Source organism: Umezawaea beigongshangensis, from assembly GCF_016464305.1.
GTDB lineage: Bacteria > Actinomycetota > Actinomycetes > Mycobacteriales > Pseudonocardiaceae > Umezawaea_A > Umezawaea_A beigongshangensis.
The window spans coordinates 37,058-53,330 of the sequence record NZ_JAEIOJ010000018.1; the positions used below are offsets into that span (position 1 = coordinate 37,058).

Genomic DNA, 16,273 nt, shown 5'->3' on the forward strand with positions numbered 1-16,273 from the left:
CGCGAGGTCAGACGAAGCGCTCCACGGCCTCGGACGTGGAGCCGACGATGGTGAACACGGCGTCCAGGCCCGTGGCCTGGATCGGCCGCAGGGCCGCGCGGCTCCCGGCGACCAGCAGGAACTCGACGTCGTGCTCCTTCGCCCGCTGCTGGCCGACGACGAGCGCCTCCAGACCGGCCGAACCGAGGAAGCGGACGCCGCCGAGGTCGACGATCACGGCGCGGTTGGCGTCGACGAGGTGGGTCTCCAGCGGGCGCACGAGCTCGACGGCGCTGGTGGTGTCGAGTTCTCCGCTCACCTGCAACACCACGACGTCGCGTGCGACCCGGTCGACAAGCACCGTCGCCAGCGGTGGCTGGGGCTTGGTCGTGTCCGTTGCTGCGGGGTCGGGCACGGAATTTCTCCTCTCGGTCCGAGACGACCTTCTCGTCCTGGTGCACTGGTCACGGTAGTCGTGGATGCGCCCGCAGTGCGAGGCAAGGTCCGTCCAGCCGCGTTCTCCGGTCGTTCTCACCGTCCGGGAGACGCCGCGGTCGACGCCGTTTACCGCCGTGCGCGGTGGGAATCATCCCCTGATGAGGCTCAAGCGCAGCAACCTCTCCGGACCCGGCTGGCACCGTCGTCGCCGCGGGCGGGGCTTCAGCTACGCCGACGCCGACGGGGCGCCGCTGACCGACGCGGAGGTCCGCGAGCGGATCGACGCCCTCGCGATCCCGCCGGCCTGGCAGGACGTGTGGATCTGCCCGCAGCACAACGGGCACGTCCAGGCGGTAGGCACGGACAGCGCCGGCCGGCGCCAGTACCTCTACCACGAGCAGTGGCGGGTGCAGCGGGACCTGGAGAAGCACGACCGCGTGCTGGCCCTGGCACCGCTGCTGCCGGGCTTCCGCGAGGTCGTCGCGCACGACCTGGAGACCGGCGGGCTGACGTGCTCGCGGGTGCGGGCCGTGGCGCTGCGCCTGCTCGACCGCGGGGCGTTCCGCGTGGGCGGCGAGGAGTACGCCGAGGACAACGGCACGCACGGGGTGGCGACGATGCTGCGGGAGCACGCGTCCGTCCGGCGGGACGCGGTGGAGCTGGGCTACCCGGCCAAGGGCGGCGTCGAGCTGTCCCAGCAGATCACCGGTGACGCGCCGCTCGCCGCCGCGGTGCGCTCGCTGCTGCGCGCCCGCTCCGGCAGCGAGCGCCTGCTGGTGCACCGCACGCCGAACGGCTGGCACGAGGTCACCGCCGACGACGTGAACGAGCGCTTCAAGGAGCTGGTCGGCTCCGAGTTCAGCGTCAAGGACCTGCGCACCTGGCACGCCACCGTCGTCGCCGCCGTCGCGTTCGCCCGGACCGACGTGCCGTCCTCGCAGCGCGGGCTGCGGCGGGCGGAGGCCGAGGTGATGCGGGAGGTGTCCGAGCACCTCGGCAACACCCCGGCCGTGGCGCGCAGGTCGTACGTGGACCCCAGGGTGGTGCGGTCGTTCGAGGAGGGCACCACGATCCGCGCCGCGCTGCGCCGGGCGCGCGGCGGCGACGAGCGGCAGGTCGCCGAGCGGGCCGTGGTGCAGATGCTGCGCAGGGCCGGTTGACGCCCTCAGGACCGCAGCAGCGCCCCCACGTCCTCGCGCAGCGCGACCCTGCCGCCGGTGAGCACGATCTGCGCCCCGCACAGGGCGGCGGCGCGCGGGAGCGCCTCGTCCGCCCGCTCCGACGTCCCCGGCACCAGGCGGTCGCCGACCAGCGGCCCGGTGAGCAGCAGCGCCTCGACCCGGCCGCTCTCCAGGGCCGCCGCGACGTCGGCCACGCCGTGCGCCACCGGGGAGGACCCGTCGTGGAAGCGCCGCACGACCTCCAGCTCGGCGTCACCGCTCACCCCGCTGGCCAGCAGCGGGAACCCGTCGTGCCACTCCACGCCCACGCACAGCCCGCGGCAGTCCGGCGGCAGCCCGGTGCGCAGCTCGGAGCGCGCCGCCGGTGAGCCGGACAGCACGACGACCCGCGCGTCGACCCGCTCGACGAGCGCCACCACCTCGTCGGCGAGGTCGGTGAGGCTCGCGCGCCCACCGGCCAGGGCGCCCACCGTCCCGATCGCCACCGGTCGCCCGGACCGGTCCACGCCGCGCAGGTCGGCCCCGTCGGCGCCCAGGCGCACCACGAGGTGCGGCAGCAGCGGCTCGGCGAGCTCGGCCAGCGGCAGCAGGTAGGGCGACGAGGAGAAGCGGCCGATCGTCGTCCGGGGCCGCACCGGCAGGTCGTCGTCGAGCAGCACGCGGTCGTGCGCCACGACCAGCGCCCGGCCGGGAACGGTCGGCGGCGAGGGCCGCTCGGCGAGCCGCCGGTCCACCGCGCTCAGGCTGAGCGGCGGTGCGCCGCTCGCCTCCAACTGGTCTCGCAACGCCGTCCACCGCAGGTCCGCGGCCTGCTCCACGTCGAAGAAGACCGACACGAAGGGACCCTCGGCGGCGGCGAGCACGCGCAGTGCTCTCGTGTCCACGTGATCCTCCGAACCGGTGGTCTGCTCTGCACCAGAGCGGTACCCGGCGGACGGGTCCGCGACACCACGGACCGTCCGATCGATGATCTGGTCGAGACCAGCGGGGGAACGGGAGGAGAACGGTCGACGACCACGACGTGGAGGGACGCGGTGTCGCGGGAACTCGGCGGTGACGGCGTGCGGGGCCGGTCGTGCCGGAGACTCGCGTCGAGGAGCGGGTTCCGCGCCCGGCGGACCGGGACGAGGACTTCGAGCCGACGATCGTGCGCGCCGTCGACCGACGCGTCCGCCGAGCGCTACGGGGTGTGCCCGCACTGACGGCACCAGGTGCAGCTCTGCGCGATCGCGAAGAACCCCACACCGACCGCGAAGTGCAGCACCACGACGCCGGCGTTCGCGTTGAGGAAGTTCGTGCCGGGCTGCTCCAGACCGGAGGTCCCGGCCGCCGCGGCCGCCAGGTAGACGATCGAGAGCAGGGTGGACGCCGTGCGCTCCGTGCGCAGCCACGGCGCCGCGAGCACCGCGGCCACACCCGTCACCACGTGCAGCAGACCCTGAAGCGGGTTGGTCCGCAGGCCCAGCACGTGGGCGTCGGGCTGGCCGGTCGGCGCGTCCAGGCCGGTCGCCAGCAGATCAGCGGTTCCGAGCAGTGCCAGCAGAACGCCGAGCGCGACCGCCGTCCACTGGGGCCACAGCAGGGTTCTGGAGTTCCTCCGCGTGCGCGCCATGCTCCACCAGCCCTCGTCTGCGGGGATCGGCCAGTACCACCGCGCCGACGTCCGTGCGGGTCATTCGCTCACGAGCGTCCGCCGCAACTGCGACAGCGACTGCGCCAGCAGCCGCGAGACGTGCATCTGCGAGATCCCGACGCGCTGGGCGATCTCCGACTGCGTCAGGTTCCCGAAGAAGCGCAGCACCACGATGTCACGCTCCCGCCGCGGCAGCGAGCGGAGCATCGGCGACAGGGACTCGTGGTTCTCCACCCCCTCCAGCGCCGGGTCCTCCGCGCCGAGGGTCTCGGCGACCACCTCGTCGTCCTCTATGGACACCGGATCGTCGACGCCGCCCGCCCGCAGGCCGTCGAAGACGTCGTCGAGGCTCACCCGCAGGTGCCACGCGATCTCGCTCGGCGTCGGCGAGCGGCCCGTCTGCTGCGCCAGCTCCGAGGTGGCGGTCTCCACCGCCCGCGCCAGCTCCCGCAAGCGCCGCGGCACCCGCACCGAGCAGCACAGGTCGCGGAAGTAGCGGCGGATCTCGCCGGTGATCGTGGGGATGGCGAACGTCAGGAAGTCGGTGCCGCGCTCGACGTCGAAGCGGTCCACGGCGTGGATCAGGCCCACCACCGCGACCTGACGCAGGTCCTCCTGGTGCTCGCCGCGCTCGTCGAAGCGCCGCGCGAGCTGGTGGGCCACCGGGAGGTGGAGCGTCACGAGGTGGCGACGCAGCTCCGCGTGCCGCGCGCTCGCCGGGGGCGTCGCAGCCAGCTCTCGGAACACCGCTTCCACCAGGGCGTGGTCCGGAGCCGTCACGGCGCGGCCGTTCTGCGCCAGAGCTCCACGTGCAGCGGGTGCCCGGCGGCGCGCACCGGCTCGACCCAGCTCGTCGCGGTGGTGGTCATGGCCCGGACGAGCCGCCAGCCGAACGACCGCGGGTCCGGGACCCGGCTCGTCCGCGCGCTCACCTCCGCGCTGAAGTGCACTCCCCGCACGTCCGCCCAGCACCGGCACAGCAGATCCGCCCCCTCCACCGCCCTCTCCACGAGCAACGAGCACGCGCCGTCCACCGCGAGCGCCAGATCTGCCACGTCGTCGACGCCGAGGTCCGCCCTGCGGGCGACGACGGCGGTCACCCTCCTGATCAACCGGACGTGCGCGGGTGTGGCGCGCAGCCGGATCTCGATCCCGTCCGGGGGAACGACGTTCCGAGCGGTCCGGGCCAGGGGGGTGCCGGAGGTGGCTCGCGACGAGTGGGACACCACGATCCACGCCCCCTTCCCGCGCTGGTCCGGTGCTCTGCGGTTACCCGGTCGCACCGGATTCACACGCGGTCGGCCGTCTCTCGGGCGGCGTGCCGCTCCCACTGCGCCAGCACGTCCGCGGCCACGTCCTCCGCCCGCACGTCCGCCCCGGACGACGGGTCGCGGCCGGCCCCGCAGCACCGCGGTGCGCCGGTCGTCGGCGACCGGTTCTCCGAGCTGCTCCACCGTGTCGTCCACGGCCTCCGTGTGCCCGTCCCGACCGGTCCGAAACCCCCGCCGTCAGTCGTCGGCGGGATTGCGCTTCACACCGGTGCCGGGCTCGGCGGTGGTGTTCTCCTGGAGCACCGCGGCCGGTTCCTCCCAGCGCAGGTCGGCGAAGCTCGTGAACGTCGCGCCGCTGAGGTCGGCCTGCTGCGCGAAGCGGACCTCCAGCAGCGACACCCCGCCGCCGAACCGCGCGCCCGCCAGCGACACGCGTCCCAGGAACGCGGCGCCGGTGAACATCACCCGGCCGTCGAACCGGGTGCCGGCGAGCCGGGTGATGCCGTAGAAGGTGGCACGCCTGGCCAGCAGTCCGCCGACCCGCCTGCCCGCCAGGTCCAGGTACTCCAGGGACGCGCCGGTGAGGTCGAGGTCGTAGGACTCGCCGCCGTCCGCGCCCGCCGGGGGCAGCAGGTCCAGCAGGACCCGCTGGGCGGTGAGCCGCACCTGCCGCTCGCGGTCGGCGGCGGCCTTCTCCGGCGGCAGCGCACCGAGCGCCGGGGCGGCGAGGTCGGAGCGGTCCGGGTCGTGCGCCTCGTCGTAGGCGTGGTGGTGGAACGGGCGGCGCAGGTAGGCGCACAGCACGTCGACGACCGTCCGCGTGTAGGACGGGGTGCTGCGCGCCAGGCCGACCAGCGCGTGCATCGCACCCACCCGCACCTGGTCGGCGTCGTTGCCGAGCAGCTCGATCGCCCGCGCGAAGCGCTCGTGGGAGATCCGGTCGCCCTCGACCACCAGCCGCCGCTCCTCGACGTGCTGGCGGTCCTCCTCCACGCGCCGCCGCCGGTCGTTGAGCCACAGCCCGTACAGCGCGATCACCGCCGCGCCCGCGAGACCACCGGTCTTGATCGCCTCGGCGACGCCGGCGCGTTCGTCGGCCGCGAGCACCCACGCCCCGATGGCGGCGGTCGCGGCGACGGCGATCAGCAGGGTCGCGGACAGCAGGAGCGCCTGGCGGCGTCGTTCGGGGAGAGCCACCGGATCATCATCGCGGCACGCTCAGCGCGAGCGGGTCAGTTCCAGCAGATCGCCCGCGCTCAGCGCGTTGATCACCCGGTCCGCCCCGATGCCGCACTCCTCGGCGCGCGCGCACCCGGCGCGCAGCCAGTCGAGCTGGCCCGGCGCGTGCGCGTCGCTGTCGATCGCGAAGCGACACCCGGCCGCCGCGGCCAGCCGCAGCAGCCTGCGCGGCGGGTCCAGCCGCTCCGGCCGCGAGTTGATCTCCACCGCGACGCCGTTCTCCGCGCACGCGTCGAACACGGCCTTCGCGTCGAACCGCGACTCCGGACGGCCCTCGCCGGTGACGAGGCGGCCGGTGCAGTGGCCCAGGACGTCGACGTGCGGGTTGTCCACGGCCGTCAGCAGCCGCTCGGTCATCTCGGAGGCCTGCATCCGCAGCGCCGAGTGGACGCTCGCCACGACGACGTCCAGCCGGGAGAGGAGCTCGTCGGACTGGTCCAGCGCCCCGTCGTCCAGGACGTCGACCTCGACGCCGGTGAGGATCAGGAACGGGGCCAGCTCCACGTTCAGCTCGGCCACCACGTCGAGCTGGCGACGCAACCGGTCCGCGGACAGGCCGTTCGCCACGCGCAGCCGCGGCGAGTGGTCGGTGAGCGCGACGTGCTCGCGGCCCAGGTCCCGCGCCGCGAGGGCCATCTCCCGGATCGAGCTGCCGCCGTCGGACCAGTCCGAGTGGGTGTGGCAGTCGCCGCGCAGCGCGGCCAGCAGCTCGTCGCCGCCCCGCTCGACCGGCTCCGGGACGCGGCTGAGGTAGGCGAGTTCGCGGTCGGCGAGCGCGTCGGCGATCACCCCGGCCGTGGACCTCCCGATGCCGGGCAGCTCGGTCAGCGTGCCGCGCTCGGCGCGCAGCGCCAGCTCACCGGCCGGCAGCGCGGCGACGACCGCCGCAGCCCGGCGGAACGCGGCGACGCGGAACGTCGGGGCGCTCGCGCGTTCGAGCTGGAAGGCGACCTGGCGCAGCGCCCGCACGGCATCCACGTCCTCTGTGTACCCTCCCGCGACCGCTTCCGCAGCGTGCAGAACGACGCGGGTGAGCACGCCCGAGGAGGTGAAGGCCGTCGTCGCCGGGGTGTTCGACCGCGCGGCGGACGCCTGCGACCAGGTGGACGTCGACTTCTGCCGGCCGGTGGGCCCGGTGCCGACCACGACGGTCCGCTGCACGGCGGCCGAGCCGCTGCCCGCCTGAGCGACCGCGTGCGGTGCGACACTCGGGAGGACACCGACACCGGAGCCGGGAGGTCACCGTCATCGCCGACTCGCGCCCGCTCCTCGTCGGCCGGGAGCCGCAGCTCGCCCTCGTGCTGGACGCGGTCCGCCGGAGCGCCGCGCCCGGACTCGTCACCGCGGTGGTCACCGGCGAACCCGGCATCGGCAAGACCCGGCTGCTCGCCGAGGTGGCGCACCGGTTGCGCGCGTCGGGACACGCGGTGCTCACCGCCGAGGGGGACGCGGCCGCCCGGCACGTCCCGCACGCCGCCCTCGCGCAGGCGCTGCGCTCGGCCGTCCTCCCCGGTGCGCCGGAGCGGGCACGCCGCGCCGCGCTGGACGCCCTGGACCCCGCCGCCATGCCGGACGAACCGGGGGGTGCCCGGCTCGGCCGGGCCTGCGAGCGCGTCGCGGAACTGCTGATCCCGCTGGCGCCCGTCACCGTGCTCCTCGACGACCTCGACCACGTGGACGAGGAGTCCCTCACCCTGCTGTCCCTGGTGCTGCGCCGCGCGTCCGCCGCGCGCCTCGCGCTCGTGGTGGCCGGTCGCACCCACCCCGCCGAGCCGAACCCCGCCGCCGCGGCGCTGCTCGACCGGGCCGAGCAGCTCGGCGAGGTCGTGCGGGTGGAGCTTCCCCCGCTGTCGGCGCACGACGTCGGCCGCGTCGTGGAGTCCGTGCTCGCCGTGCCCCCGGACGACGGGCTGGTCCGCGAGGTGCACCGGCGTGCCGACGGCAACCCGTTCTTCGCCACCGAGATCGCCCGCTCGCTGCGGGAGCTGGACCTGCTCGCCCTCGACGGCGGGTGCGCCCGGCTGACCGTGCCGCCGAACCGCGTCCGGCTGACCCGCGCCGGCGCGCTGCTGCGCCGGGTCGCCCCGCTCGGCCGCGACGCGGGGACCGTCGCCCGCGCCGTGGCGGTCCTGCGCCGGGTGCGGCTCGACCAGATCGGCCTGCTCGCCGGGGTCGCCGGGCTGCCGGAGGAGACGGTCGTCGCGGCGTTCGACGACCTGCTGCGGGCCCGCGTCGTCGTGCGCGACGAGGAACGCGGCTACGGCTTCTCCCACGCCCTCGTCGGCGAGGCCCTCTACCAGGACGTGGGGCCGGCGCGGCGCAGGCGCCTGCACGGCCTCGTCGCCGCCCGGCTGCTCGACGACCGCGCGCGGGGGCTGCCGGTCGACCTGCCGGGGCTCGCGCGGCACGTCGCCGAGTCCGCCGTCCCCGGCGACGAGACCGCCGCGGAGGTGCTCGCCGAGGCGGCGCTGCTCGCCAGGACCAGCGCGCCGGAGACGGCGGTGGCGCTGTGCGAACGGGCGCTGGAGCTGCTGCCCCGCGAGCACGCCGCCCGCGGCGGGCTGCACGCGCTGCTGTGCCGCGTGCTGGCCGGCGCGTCCCGGCCGGCCGACGCCGTCGCGCCGGGGTACGCGGCGCTGGCGGGCCTGCCGCCCGGCCGCGAGCGCACCCGCGCGCTCGTCGCCCTGCTGTCGAGCCTGTTCTCCCTCGGCCGGATGACCGAGGCGCTGGCCGTCGCGGACCGGGAGATCGCCGCCGGGCCCGTGCCCGCCGCCGTGCGCGCGCAGCGCGCGATGCTGCTCACCCTCACCGGGCGGCACGACGAGGCCGTGCGGGAGATCGCCCGCACCGAGGCGGCGGCCAGGACCTCGGCGGCCGAGGGCGTCGTCGTGTTCGAGCAGCTCTCCGTGCTCAGCTCGGCCCTGGTGCGGCCGGACGACGTCGTCGGGTACGCCGACCGCGCCCTGCGCGCCGCGGAGGGCAACCCGGCGCTGGAGCTCCAGGCGCTCGCCGTGTGCTCGTCGGCCGCGGCGCTCGCGGGCCTCGTGCACGACTCGCGGTGGCGGCTGGCCGGCGCCGAGCGGCTGGTGGACGAGGTCGGCGACCACGTGTTCCGCGGCGAGCTCCAGACCACGCGGGTCGTCCTGGACTGGCTGGGCGGCCGGTGGGACTCCTCGATCGACCTGCTCGCCGGTGCCGTGGCCGACCTGGAGGCGCGGCAGGAGGTGATGCTGCTGGAGGCGTTGCGCGCGGTCGAGCTGGAGATCCGCACCTGGCGCGGTGAGCTGGACGTGGCGGCCCGCCTGGCCGCGCTGCCCGCGCCGACGAGCCCCAACGTGGTGAGCCTGCACGCGCTGGCGGTGGCCGGGCACCTGATGGCCCGCGGGGACACCGCGAGGGCCCGGCAGGTGATGGTCGACGGCCTCGGCGAACCCGCGATGGCCGCCTACAGCTGCATCCTGCTGGGCCGCCTCGTCGAGCTGGGCGTCCAGACGCACCAGCGGTCGCCCGCCGACCTGGACCTGCTGCGCGAGGTCTCCGCCCGGCGGGTGTCGCCGTGGTCGCGGACCACCCTGCACCGGGTGACCGGCCTGGCCACGGGTGACGTGGACGCCGTGCGGGAGGCGGTGGGCATCGCCGAGGAGGGCGGGCTGGTGTTCGAACGCGCCCGCGCCCAGCTCGTCCTGGGCGAGCTGGAACCGACCGCGACCGAGGCGCTGGGCGAGGCGTGCACGACGTTCCAGCAGGTCGGGGCGCACGCCCTGCGTCGCAGAGCGAGCAACCGGCTGCGCGCGCTGGGCGCCAGGGTCCCGCGCGGCGGGGCGCGGCGACGCGGTCTGCTGACCGACGCCGAGCAGCGGGTCGCCCGCCTGGTGCAGCAGGGGATGCGCAACCGCGACGTCGCCGCCGCGCTGCACTACAGCCCCCGCACCGTCGAGGTCTACCTGTCGCGGATCTACGGCAAGCTGCGCGTCTCCTCGCGCCTGGAGCTGGCCCGCGCCCTGGACGCCCTGGACCGCGCCTCCAGCGCGTGACCCCGGTGCCAGCGGGAGTGCACGCCGACGCGCTCGGCCGTCCCTCCGCGTGCGGGGGACCACCGGCGGAGCGCTGGCGCGTGCACCGGTTCGCGGCACCGTCGACGACAGGAAGAGGGGGAGACCACGACGAACACCGGAGAAGTCGTCGCCCGTCCGGGCGCTCGGCGCGCTGCGCGCACCGGCGTTCGCGCTGTCGGCCACCGCCCCGGCCACCGCGGTCACCCCCGGCGAGGTCGGTGCGCCGACGCTCCGCGACGGGATCTGCGAGGTGGGCGAGTTCTGCCCGTACCACGGGTCCGGTGCGACCGGGTCGACGGCGGACTTCGGCCGCTCGGCCCCGGACTGCGGCACCTCCCGGTGAACGGGGCGACCTGGCCCCCGGCGTGCCCCGGACCGGAACGCCGGCCCCGGCCGCCGGGCCGCACCGACCGGTGGGCGGACGGCACTAGTTGTCGTGGATTCCCCACTACCCCGCCGCGGCGGCACCGGGTTGTCTCGACCGGGCGGGAGGTGATCACGCGCTCGCGCGTCACCGGTACCCGCGCCACGTCAGGACCTCCACGAAGAGGAGTCGCCCAGTGCAGCCGGTGCCCACCCACCCCGAGTCCGTCCCGGCCACCGGGAGCGCGCACCGGGCCGACGCGCTGCGCGTCGTCGCCGACCTGCCGTTCCTCGTGGCCGGGCAGCACGGCGACCGGGTCGCCTGGCGCTACCGGCACGACGGCGAGTGGCGCGACCTGACCTTCGCGGGGGTCGCCGATCGGGTGCGGGCGCTCGCCGCCGGACTGGTGCGCTCCGGAGTGCGGGCGGGCGACCGGGTGTGCGTGCTGGCCGAGACGCGCCGGGAGTGGTCGCTGGTCGACCTCGCGATCCTGGTGGCCGGTGCCGTCGTGGTGCCCGTCTACCCGTCCAGCTCCCCGGACGAGTGCCGCTGGATCGTGGCCGACTCCGGCGCGGTGCTGGTCGTCTGCGAGGACGACGCGCAGGCGGCCAAGATCGAGTCGGTGGCGGCCGACCTGCCCGAGCTGCGCCGGATCGTCGTGATCGACGCGGGGGAGCGCGGCCTGACCACCGTGGCCGAGCTGGGCGAGCTGGGCCGCGCCGAGCCGGCCGACGCCGAGCTGTCGGCCCGTCGGGCCGCGGTGGGGCCGGACGACCCCACCACGATCGTCTACACCTCGGGCACGACCGGCCCGCCCAAGGGCTGCGTCCTCACCAGCACCAACTGGATCACGCTGTGCCGCCTCGTCGAGGAGCTGTCCTACACCGACTCCGACGACGTGGTGTACCTGTTCCTGCCGCTGGCGCACGTGTTCGCGCAGATCGTGCAGTTCTCCACGATGTTCGTGGGCGGGACGCTGGTCTTCGGCGACCCGAAGCGGGTCGTCCCCGACCTGGCCGAGGTGCGGCCCACCTACCTGCCGTCGGTGCCGCGGATCTTCGAGAAGATCTACACGCTGGCCGCCGGGCCCGTGCCCCCGGACGCGCTGGAGCGCGCCGTGCGCCTGGGACTGGAGGTGCGCCGCCGCGAGCGCGCCGCGGAGCCGGTGCCGCCGGAGCTCGCGGAGCAGTTCGCGCAGGTCGACCAGGCCCTCTTCAGCCGGGTGCGCGCCGTCTTCGGCGGACGCCTGCGCCGGGCGCTCTCGGGCGCCGCGCCGATCTCCACCGACGTGCTGGAGTTCTTCCACGCGGCCGGCGTGCCCGTGCTGGAGGGCTACGGCATGAGCGAGTCGACGGCCGTGGGCACGTTCAGCACCCTCGACCACTTCCGCATCGGCTCGGTCGGCACGTACGGCCGCGCCGGGCTGGAGGTCCGCGTCGCCGACGACGGCGAGATCCTGCTGCGCGGCCCGCACGTCTTCGCCGGGTACTGGCGCGACCCGGAGGCCACCGCGCAGGTGCTCGCCGACGGCTGGTTGCGCACCGGTGACCTCGGGACGGTGGACGAGGACGGCTTCGTCACGATCACCGGCCGCAAGAAGGACGTCATCATCACGGCGGGCGGCAAGAACATCGCGCCCGCCAACGTGGAGAACGCGCTGCGCCGGTCCCGCTGGATCTCCCACGCCGTCGTCTTCGGCGACCGCCGCCCCTACCTCGTCGCGCTGATCACCCTCGACGCCGAGGAGATCGTGCCGTGGGCGCGCGAGCGCGGACTGCCGGAGGACGTTCCCGCGCTGGCCGGTCACCCCGAGGTGCGGGCGCTGGTGCAGGGCGTCGTCGACGGGGCCAACGCGCACTTCGCGTCCGTGTCGCAGGTCAAGCGCTTCCACGTGCTGGACCGGGACCTGTCGCAGGCCGACGGCGAGCTGACGCCCACGTCGAAGGTCAAGCGCCGGGTCGTGCACACCGTGCACGAGAAGCTCTACGCCGACCTCTACTCCTGAGGCGGACGCGCGCTCACCAGGCCGACAGGAGGCTCCAGACGCTCGACTGCTGGTCGCGCGACAGCGGGGCGTGCGGCGGACGCACCGTGCGGTGGCACAGGCCCTGAGCGGTCAGGGCCTCCTTGACCACCGCCGCACCGGCCCGCGCGCGCAGCTCCTCGAAGGGGCGGACGACCTCCCACAGCCGCATCGCCTCCGGCAGGTCGCCCTTCACCAGGGCCGTCTGCACGGCCAGGGCGAGATCGGGCCGCACGGTGGCCAGCCCGGACGTGAAGCCGCGTGCGCCCACGGCGGCGTGCGCCGGGGCGGCCAGCTCGCCGCCGCCGGTGAGCCACACGAAGCGCTCCAGACCGGCGTCGCGGGCGAAGGACGCGAACCACACCGGGTCCGGCACCGAGCACACGGCGCCCACGACGTTGGGGCACCGCTCGCCCAGGCGGGCGAGCAGCGACCCGCTCAGCCGCTCGTCGGCCAGGTGCACCACCACGCCGATCTCGGGCACGGCCGAGGCGATGGCGGCGTGGTAGGCGATCCAGCCCGCGCCGGGTCCGGCGTGCGGCGCCGGGGGGTGCACGGACACCGCGTCCGCGCCCGCGTCCCGCGCGTGCCGGGCCGCCGCGGTCGCCGTCGACACGTCCCGGCCGACCCCGCAGAGCACGGCCGCGCGCGGGCCGGCCACCCGAGCGGCCACCTCCAGCACCCGTGCCGCCTCCCCGGCCGACAGCGCGTCGAACTCGCCCGCACGGCCGTTGACCTCGATCGCCGGGACACCGGCGAGGGTCAGTCGCTCCAGCAGCGCCGTGTGCGCGGCCTCGTCGACCCCTCCGTCGGAGGAGAAGGGGGTCACCGCGGTCGCGACGACTCCCGCCAGCCGCGCGGACAGCTCTTCGAACGCCATGAAGCGTCTCCTCGACGACTCGACCGGACCGGTGCCGCCGCCCATCGTCGACCACGCGATCACGACGGGCCAGACCGCGCCGGAGATCCGCTGAACCGGACGCGTCGCGCGTGCGTGTTCAGGGCATGACCGCCGCCGTGCGAAACCCCACACCGATCGGATGGCGCGCCGACATGCCGGACCAACGCGACGTCGACCTGCTCCTGGACCGCACGCTCAGCACCGTGCGGGGGGAGCGTGCGCGGTCGGACCGGCGGCGCGGGAGCGTCGTCGTGACCGGCGCGGTCGTGCTCTGCGCGAGCGCGCTGGTGAGCGGCGTGGCGCTCGGCAGGACCGCGGCGGCACCGCACGTCCCCCTGGTGCTGGAGGGCACGACCACCGGGGGAGTGCACGTGACCGCCGTCGTCACTCCGGCAGAGGGCTGGGTGCGCCTGGCCGCCACCGTCGACGGAGTGCCCGACGGGGAGAGGTGCCGGCTCGTCGTGACGACCAGGACCGGGCAGCGCCACGTGGCGGGCAACTGGGTGGCCTCGCCGGAGGGCGCTCGCGGCGACACGGCGCTCGCGGGCGCGGCGCTGGTCGACGTGGCCGACCTCGGCGCGGTGAGCGTGGTGACCGTGGACGGGCGGGTGCTCGTGAGCACGACCGGCTGAGCGCGGGTGCGCACGGGAACGCTCGGCTTCCCCTCCGGTCGCGCCGTCCGGGCTCTCCGGCGCGGCCTCTCCCCCCGAGCGGCTCGGGGACCAGGGCCGATCGCGCGCGGCGGCCGACGCCACCCGCTCCTGCGCGACGGGTTCCGCGGCGGGTGGTGGTTAGCTGTGCTCGTGCTGTTCCGCATGGTGCTCGCGCTCGCCGCGACAGCGGGGGTGTTGACCGGTTGCTCCTCGGTGGGCGACCGGTACGTGGACATCTCCGAGGTACCCGCGTCACCGCGCCCCGTCGCCTCGGCGAGCGGGGCGTCCACCGGGAGCTGGACCTCGCACTGCGGCCGCAACGAGGAGCGCCACCTCAACGCCGACAACCCCGTCATGTCACCGGGGATCGTCGGGGGCGCGCACCACGTGCACGAGTACGTGGGGAACACGTCCACCGACGCCAACTCCACCGAGCGGAGTCTCGCCGCCGCGTCCACCACGTGCGCGGACGACGACAGGTCGACCTACTACTGGCCCGTGCTGCGACTGCCGGACCGGCCGGGCCACGACGGGCACGCCGCGGGTGGCGGGGTGCACGGCAACACCGGCGAGATCCTGCCGCCGTCCCGGGTGACGGTGACGCTGCACGGCAGCCCGGTCGGACCCGTGCTGCCGCTGCCGCGCGGGCTGAAGCTCGTCACCGGCGACCCGATGGCCGTCACCAGGGGGTCGGCCGAGCACGTCCGGGCCGCGTGGAGCTGCTCCGGGTTCGAGGAGCGCCGCACGACGAGCTACCCGCGCTGTCCTGAGGGCGGCCTGGTGCTGCGCTCCTACGACTTCCCCAGCTGCTGGGACGGGCGCAACACCGACAGCGCGTCGCACCGCACGCACGTGGTCTTCCCCGACGGCGGCGGCACGTGTCCGCCGCGGACGTTCCCCGTGACGCGCCTGGAGGTCGTCGTGGCCTACGACGTCCCGCCCGGCGAGCGGTTCCTGATCGACAGCTTTCCCGAGGAGTTCCGCGACTCCTCGACCGATCACGCGCTCTTCGTGAACGTCATGCCGGACCAGCTCGCCGCCGAGGCGGCGCGGTGCGTCAACGAGGGGCGACGCTGCTCCTGAAAGTGGTGTGAACCACCTCGCGCCGCCGTCCGTGTGTGCGGTGAGAGGTCCGTGCAGGTCTGGGAGGAGTGGGTGGATGGCGGCACTGTGGTCCCGCAAACGGGAGGCCGCGGCCGACGAGGCGCTGATCCGATCGCTCTACGAGGAGCACGGTCGGGCTCTGCTCGCCTACGCGACGCGGCTCACCGGTGACCGGGCGGCTGCCGAGGACGTGGTCCAGGAGACCCTCGTCCGCGCGTGGCGACACCCCGACTCGCTGGTCAACGGCAAGGGCTCGGTGCGCGGTTGGCTGCTGACCGTGGCGCGCAACATCGTCACCGACCGGTACCGGGCGAAGGCGTCCCGGCCCCAGGAGGTGGCCGAATCTCCGGCGACTCCCCCCGTCCAGCGCGATCACGCCGAGTCGGTCGTCGACTCGGTCGTGGTGCTGGAGGCGCTCGACCAGCTCTCCTCCGATCACCGGGACGTCCTCGTGGAGATCTACTTCCGGGGACGCAGCGTGACGGAGGCGGCACAGGCGCTGGGGGTGCCACCGGGAACCGTCAAGTCCCGATCGCACTACGCCCTGCGGGCGTTGCGGGAGACGTTCTCCGGTCAGCACGTCGCGTTGAAGGGGGTGGCGGGATGACCGCGCAGCACGAACCGCAGCACCTGCTCGGGGCCTACGTGCTCGGCGCGCTCGACGAGCAGGAGGCGCGGGCCGTGGAGGAGTACCTGGCCACCAGCCCCGAAGCGCGCGCCGAGGTCGCGGAGCTGAGGGAGATGGAGGACTTCCTCGGCGAACTCCCGCCCGAGGCGATGCTGGACGGTCCCCCCGAGGGAGGCGACCTGCTGTTGCAGCGCACGCTGCGCCAGGTGCGCCAGGAGCGCGGCGGACAGGTCCGCCGCAGGCAGTTCGCCGCCGGAGCGGCGGCGGCCGTGATCACCGCGGCCGTGCTGGGCAGCGGTGTGGCCGTGGGGCGCAGCACCGCGCCGTCGCCGGTCGCGCAGCCGCCCGCGACGTCGCAGCCCGCACCACCGCCGGGGACGAAGATCGGCACGACGACCGATCCGAGCACCGGCACCAGGATGACGGTGCAGGTCCGACCGGCGGCCGGCTGGGTGCGCGTCAACGCGTCCGTGGCGGGGGTTCCCGCCGGGCAGAAGTGCAAGCTCGTCGTGGTGTCCCGCGACGGGAGCCGCGAGGAGGCCGGCAGCTGGCTGGTGTCCGCGGTCGGCGAGGCGGACGGGACGAACCTCGACGGTTCGGCCCTGATCGACCCGGCGGACGTCGTGGCGGTCGAGGTCGAGAACTTCGACGGCACGAGGTTCGCCAGCGTCCAGGTCTGACCGGCGGACCGGCGGGCTCCTCCCACGCGGGGGAGCCCGCCGGTTCGCGTTCGGGTGTTCCTCCGCTGCTCCGCACCCCGTGGTCCCGCCCGCGAGAGAGGCCCCGAACAGACCCCCCGAAAAC

The 16,273-nt window shown here is 75.2% G+C and carries 17 protein-coding genes; 9 read left to right on the forward strand and 8 right to left on the reverse strand.

The window, feature by feature from the left end:
* Nucleotides 1-7: 7 nt before the first annotated feature.
* Nucleotides 8-394 carry an STAS domain-containing protein gene (locus tag IMZ35_RS28245; protein WP_199444251.1) on the reverse strand — a complete coding sequence of 129 codons (387 nt, stop codon included), beginning with the start codon at nt 392-394 and terminating at the stop codon, nt 8-10.
* Between the two features lie 181 nt (nt 395-575).
* Between IMZ35_RS28245 and IMZ35_RS28250 the strand changes: the two genes are divergently transcribed.
* Complete coding sequence (locus IMZ35_RS28250; protein WP_199444252.1) at nt 576-1,577, forward strand: DNA topoisomerase IB; 1,002 nt, start codon at nt 576-578, stop codon at nt 1,575-1,577.
* Nucleotides 1,578-1,582: 5 nt separating this feature from the next.
* Here the strand turns inward: IMZ35_RS28250 and IMZ35_RS28255 are convergent, their stop codons facing one another.
* The 6 genes from IMZ35_RS28255 to IMZ35_RS28280 all read right to left on the reverse strand — a co-directional run bounded on the left by IMZ35_RS28255 (nt 1,583) and on the right by IMZ35_RS28280 (nt 6,719).
* The gene (locus tag IMZ35_RS28255; RefSeq protein ID WP_307868941.1) at nt 1,583-2,482 is read right to left on the reverse strand and encodes a baeRF2 domain-containing protein; all 900 of its coding nucleotides are present in this window, start codon (nt 2,480-2,482) and stop codon (nt 1,583-1,585) included.
* A gap of 296 nt (nt 2,483-2,778) precedes the next feature.
* Nucleotides 2,779-3,210 (reverse strand): DUF4383 domain-containing protein, encoded by a 432-nt coding sequence (locus tag IMZ35_RS28260; protein WP_199444253.1) that lies wholly within the window; start codon nt 3,208-3,210, stop codon nt 2,779-2,781.
* A gap of 60 nt (nt 3,211-3,270) precedes the next feature.
* Nucleotides 3,271-4,011: a SigB/SigF/SigG family RNA polymerase sigma factor gene (locus IMZ35_RS28265; RefSeq protein ID WP_307868943.1), complete on the reverse strand. Its 741-nt coding sequence runs from the start codon at nt 4,009-4,011 to the stop codon at nt 3,271-3,273.
* Nucleotides 4,008-4,457 carry an ATP-binding protein gene (locus tag IMZ35_RS28270; RefSeq protein ID WP_199444254.1) on the reverse strand — a complete coding sequence of 150 codons (450 nt, stop codon included), beginning with the start codon at nt 4,455-4,457 and terminating at the stop codon, nt 4,008-4,010. Before IMZ35_RS28270 ends, IMZ35_RS28265 begins: the two co-directional genes overlap by 4 nt.
* A gap of 282 nt (nt 4,458-4,739) precedes the next feature.
* A complete protein-coding gene (locus IMZ35_RS28275; RefSeq protein WP_307868946.1) occupies nt 4,740-5,699 on the reverse strand; it encodes a pentapeptide repeat-containing protein in 960 nt (319 codons plus the stop codon).
* Between the two features lie 21 nt (nt 5,700-5,720).
* A complete protein-coding gene (locus tag IMZ35_RS28280) occupies nt 5,721-6,719 on the reverse strand; it encodes a PHP domain-containing protein (RefSeq protein ID WP_199444255.1) in 999 nt (332 codons plus the stop codon).
* A gap of 52 nt (nt 6,720-6,771) precedes the next feature.
* Between IMZ35_RS28280 and IMZ35_RS28285 the strand changes: the two genes are divergently transcribed.
* From IMZ35_RS28285 to IMZ35_RS28300, 4 genes are all read left to right on the forward strand, one after another.
* Complete coding sequence (locus IMZ35_RS28285; RefSeq protein ID WP_199444256.1) at nt 6,772-6,927, forward strand: hypothetical protein; 156 nt, start codon at nt 6,772-6,774, stop codon at nt 6,925-6,927.
* Nucleotides 6,928-6,940: 13 nt separating this feature from the next.
* On the forward strand, nt 6,941-9,775 hold the full coding sequence (locus tag IMZ35_RS32015) for an ATP-binding protein (protein WP_199444257.1): 2,835 nt from the start codon (nt 6,941-6,943) through the stop codon (nt 9,773-9,775).
* 49 nt (nt 9,776-9,824) lie between these two features.
* Nucleotides 9,825-10,139: a hypothetical protein gene (locus IMZ35_RS28295; protein WP_199444258.1), complete on the forward strand. Its 315-nt coding sequence runs from the start codon at nt 9,825-9,827 to the stop codon at nt 10,137-10,139.
* 217 nt (nt 10,140-10,356) lie between these two features.
* A complete protein-coding gene (locus IMZ35_RS28300; RefSeq protein WP_307868949.1) occupies nt 10,357-12,165 on the forward strand; it encodes an AMP-dependent synthetase/ligase in 1,809 nt (602 codons plus the stop codon).
* A 13-nt stretch (nt 12,166-12,178) separates the two neighbouring features.
* On the opposite strand, the gene IMZ35_RS28305 is transcribed toward IMZ35_RS28300, so the two are convergent.
* Nucleotides 12,179-13,063: a dihydrodipicolinate synthase family protein gene (locus tag IMZ35_RS28305; RefSeq protein WP_199444259.1), complete on the reverse strand. Its 885-nt coding sequence runs from the start codon at nt 13,061-13,063 to the stop codon at nt 12,179-12,181.
* Between the two features lie 173 nt (nt 13,064-13,236).
* Here IMZ35_RS28305 and IMZ35_RS28310 point away from each other — a divergent pair, with 173 nt between their 5' ends.
* The 4 genes from IMZ35_RS28310 (at nt 13,237) to IMZ35_RS28325 (ending at nt 16,149) form a co-directional block, all read left to right on the forward strand.
* Nucleotides 13,237-13,716 (forward strand): hypothetical protein, encoded by a 480-nt coding sequence (locus IMZ35_RS28310; protein ID WP_199444260.1) that lies wholly within the window; start codon nt 13,237-13,239, stop codon nt 13,714-13,716.
* Between the two features lie 165 nt (nt 13,717-13,881).
* Entirely contained in the window at nt 13,882-14,820 is a 939-nt protein-coding gene (locus IMZ35_RS28315) for a DUF1996 domain-containing protein (RefSeq protein WP_307868950.1), read from the forward strand.
* Between the two features lie 76 nt (nt 14,821-14,896).
* On the forward strand, nt 14,897-15,448 hold the full coding sequence (locus IMZ35_RS28320; protein WP_199444261.1) for a sigma-70 family RNA polymerase sigma factor: 552 nt from the start codon (nt 14,897-14,899) through the stop codon (nt 15,446-15,448).
* The gene (locus IMZ35_RS28325; RefSeq protein WP_199444262.1) at nt 15,445-16,149 is read left to right on the forward strand and encodes an anti-sigma factor; all 705 of its coding nucleotides are present in this window, start codon (nt 15,445-15,447) and stop codon (nt 16,147-16,149) included. Before IMZ35_RS28320 ends, IMZ35_RS28325 begins: the two co-directional genes overlap by 4 nt.
* Nucleotides 16,150-16,273 lie beyond the last annotated feature (124 nt).

Excerpts from the sequence above, each read along its gene's own strand:
- IMZ35_RS28310 (WP_199444260.1), top strand. The coding sequence starts at position 13,237 with ATGCCGGACCAACGCGACGTCGACCTGCTCCTGGACCGCACGCTCAGC.
- IMZ35_RS28325 (WP_199444262.1), top strand. The coding sequence starts at position 15,445 with ATGACCGCGCAGCACGAACCGCAGCACCTGCTCGGGGCCTACGTGCTC.
- IMZ35_RS28320 (WP_199444261.1), top strand. The coding sequence starts at position 14,897 with ATGGCGGCACTGTGGTCCCGCAAACGGGAGGCCGCGGCCGACGAGGCG.
- IMZ35_RS28305 (WP_199444259.1), bottom strand. The coding sequence starts at position 13,063 with ATGGCGTTCGAAGAGCTGTCCGCGCGGCTGGCGGGAGTCGTCGCGACC.
- IMZ35_RS28250 (WP_199444252.1), top strand. The coding sequence starts at position 576 with ATGAGGCTCAAGCGCAGCAACCTCTCCGGACCCGGCTGGCACCGTCGT.
- IMZ35_RS28260 (WP_199444253.1), bottom strand. The coding sequence starts at position 3,210 with ATGGCGCGCACGCGGAGGAACTCCAGAACCCTGCTGTGGCCCCAGTGG.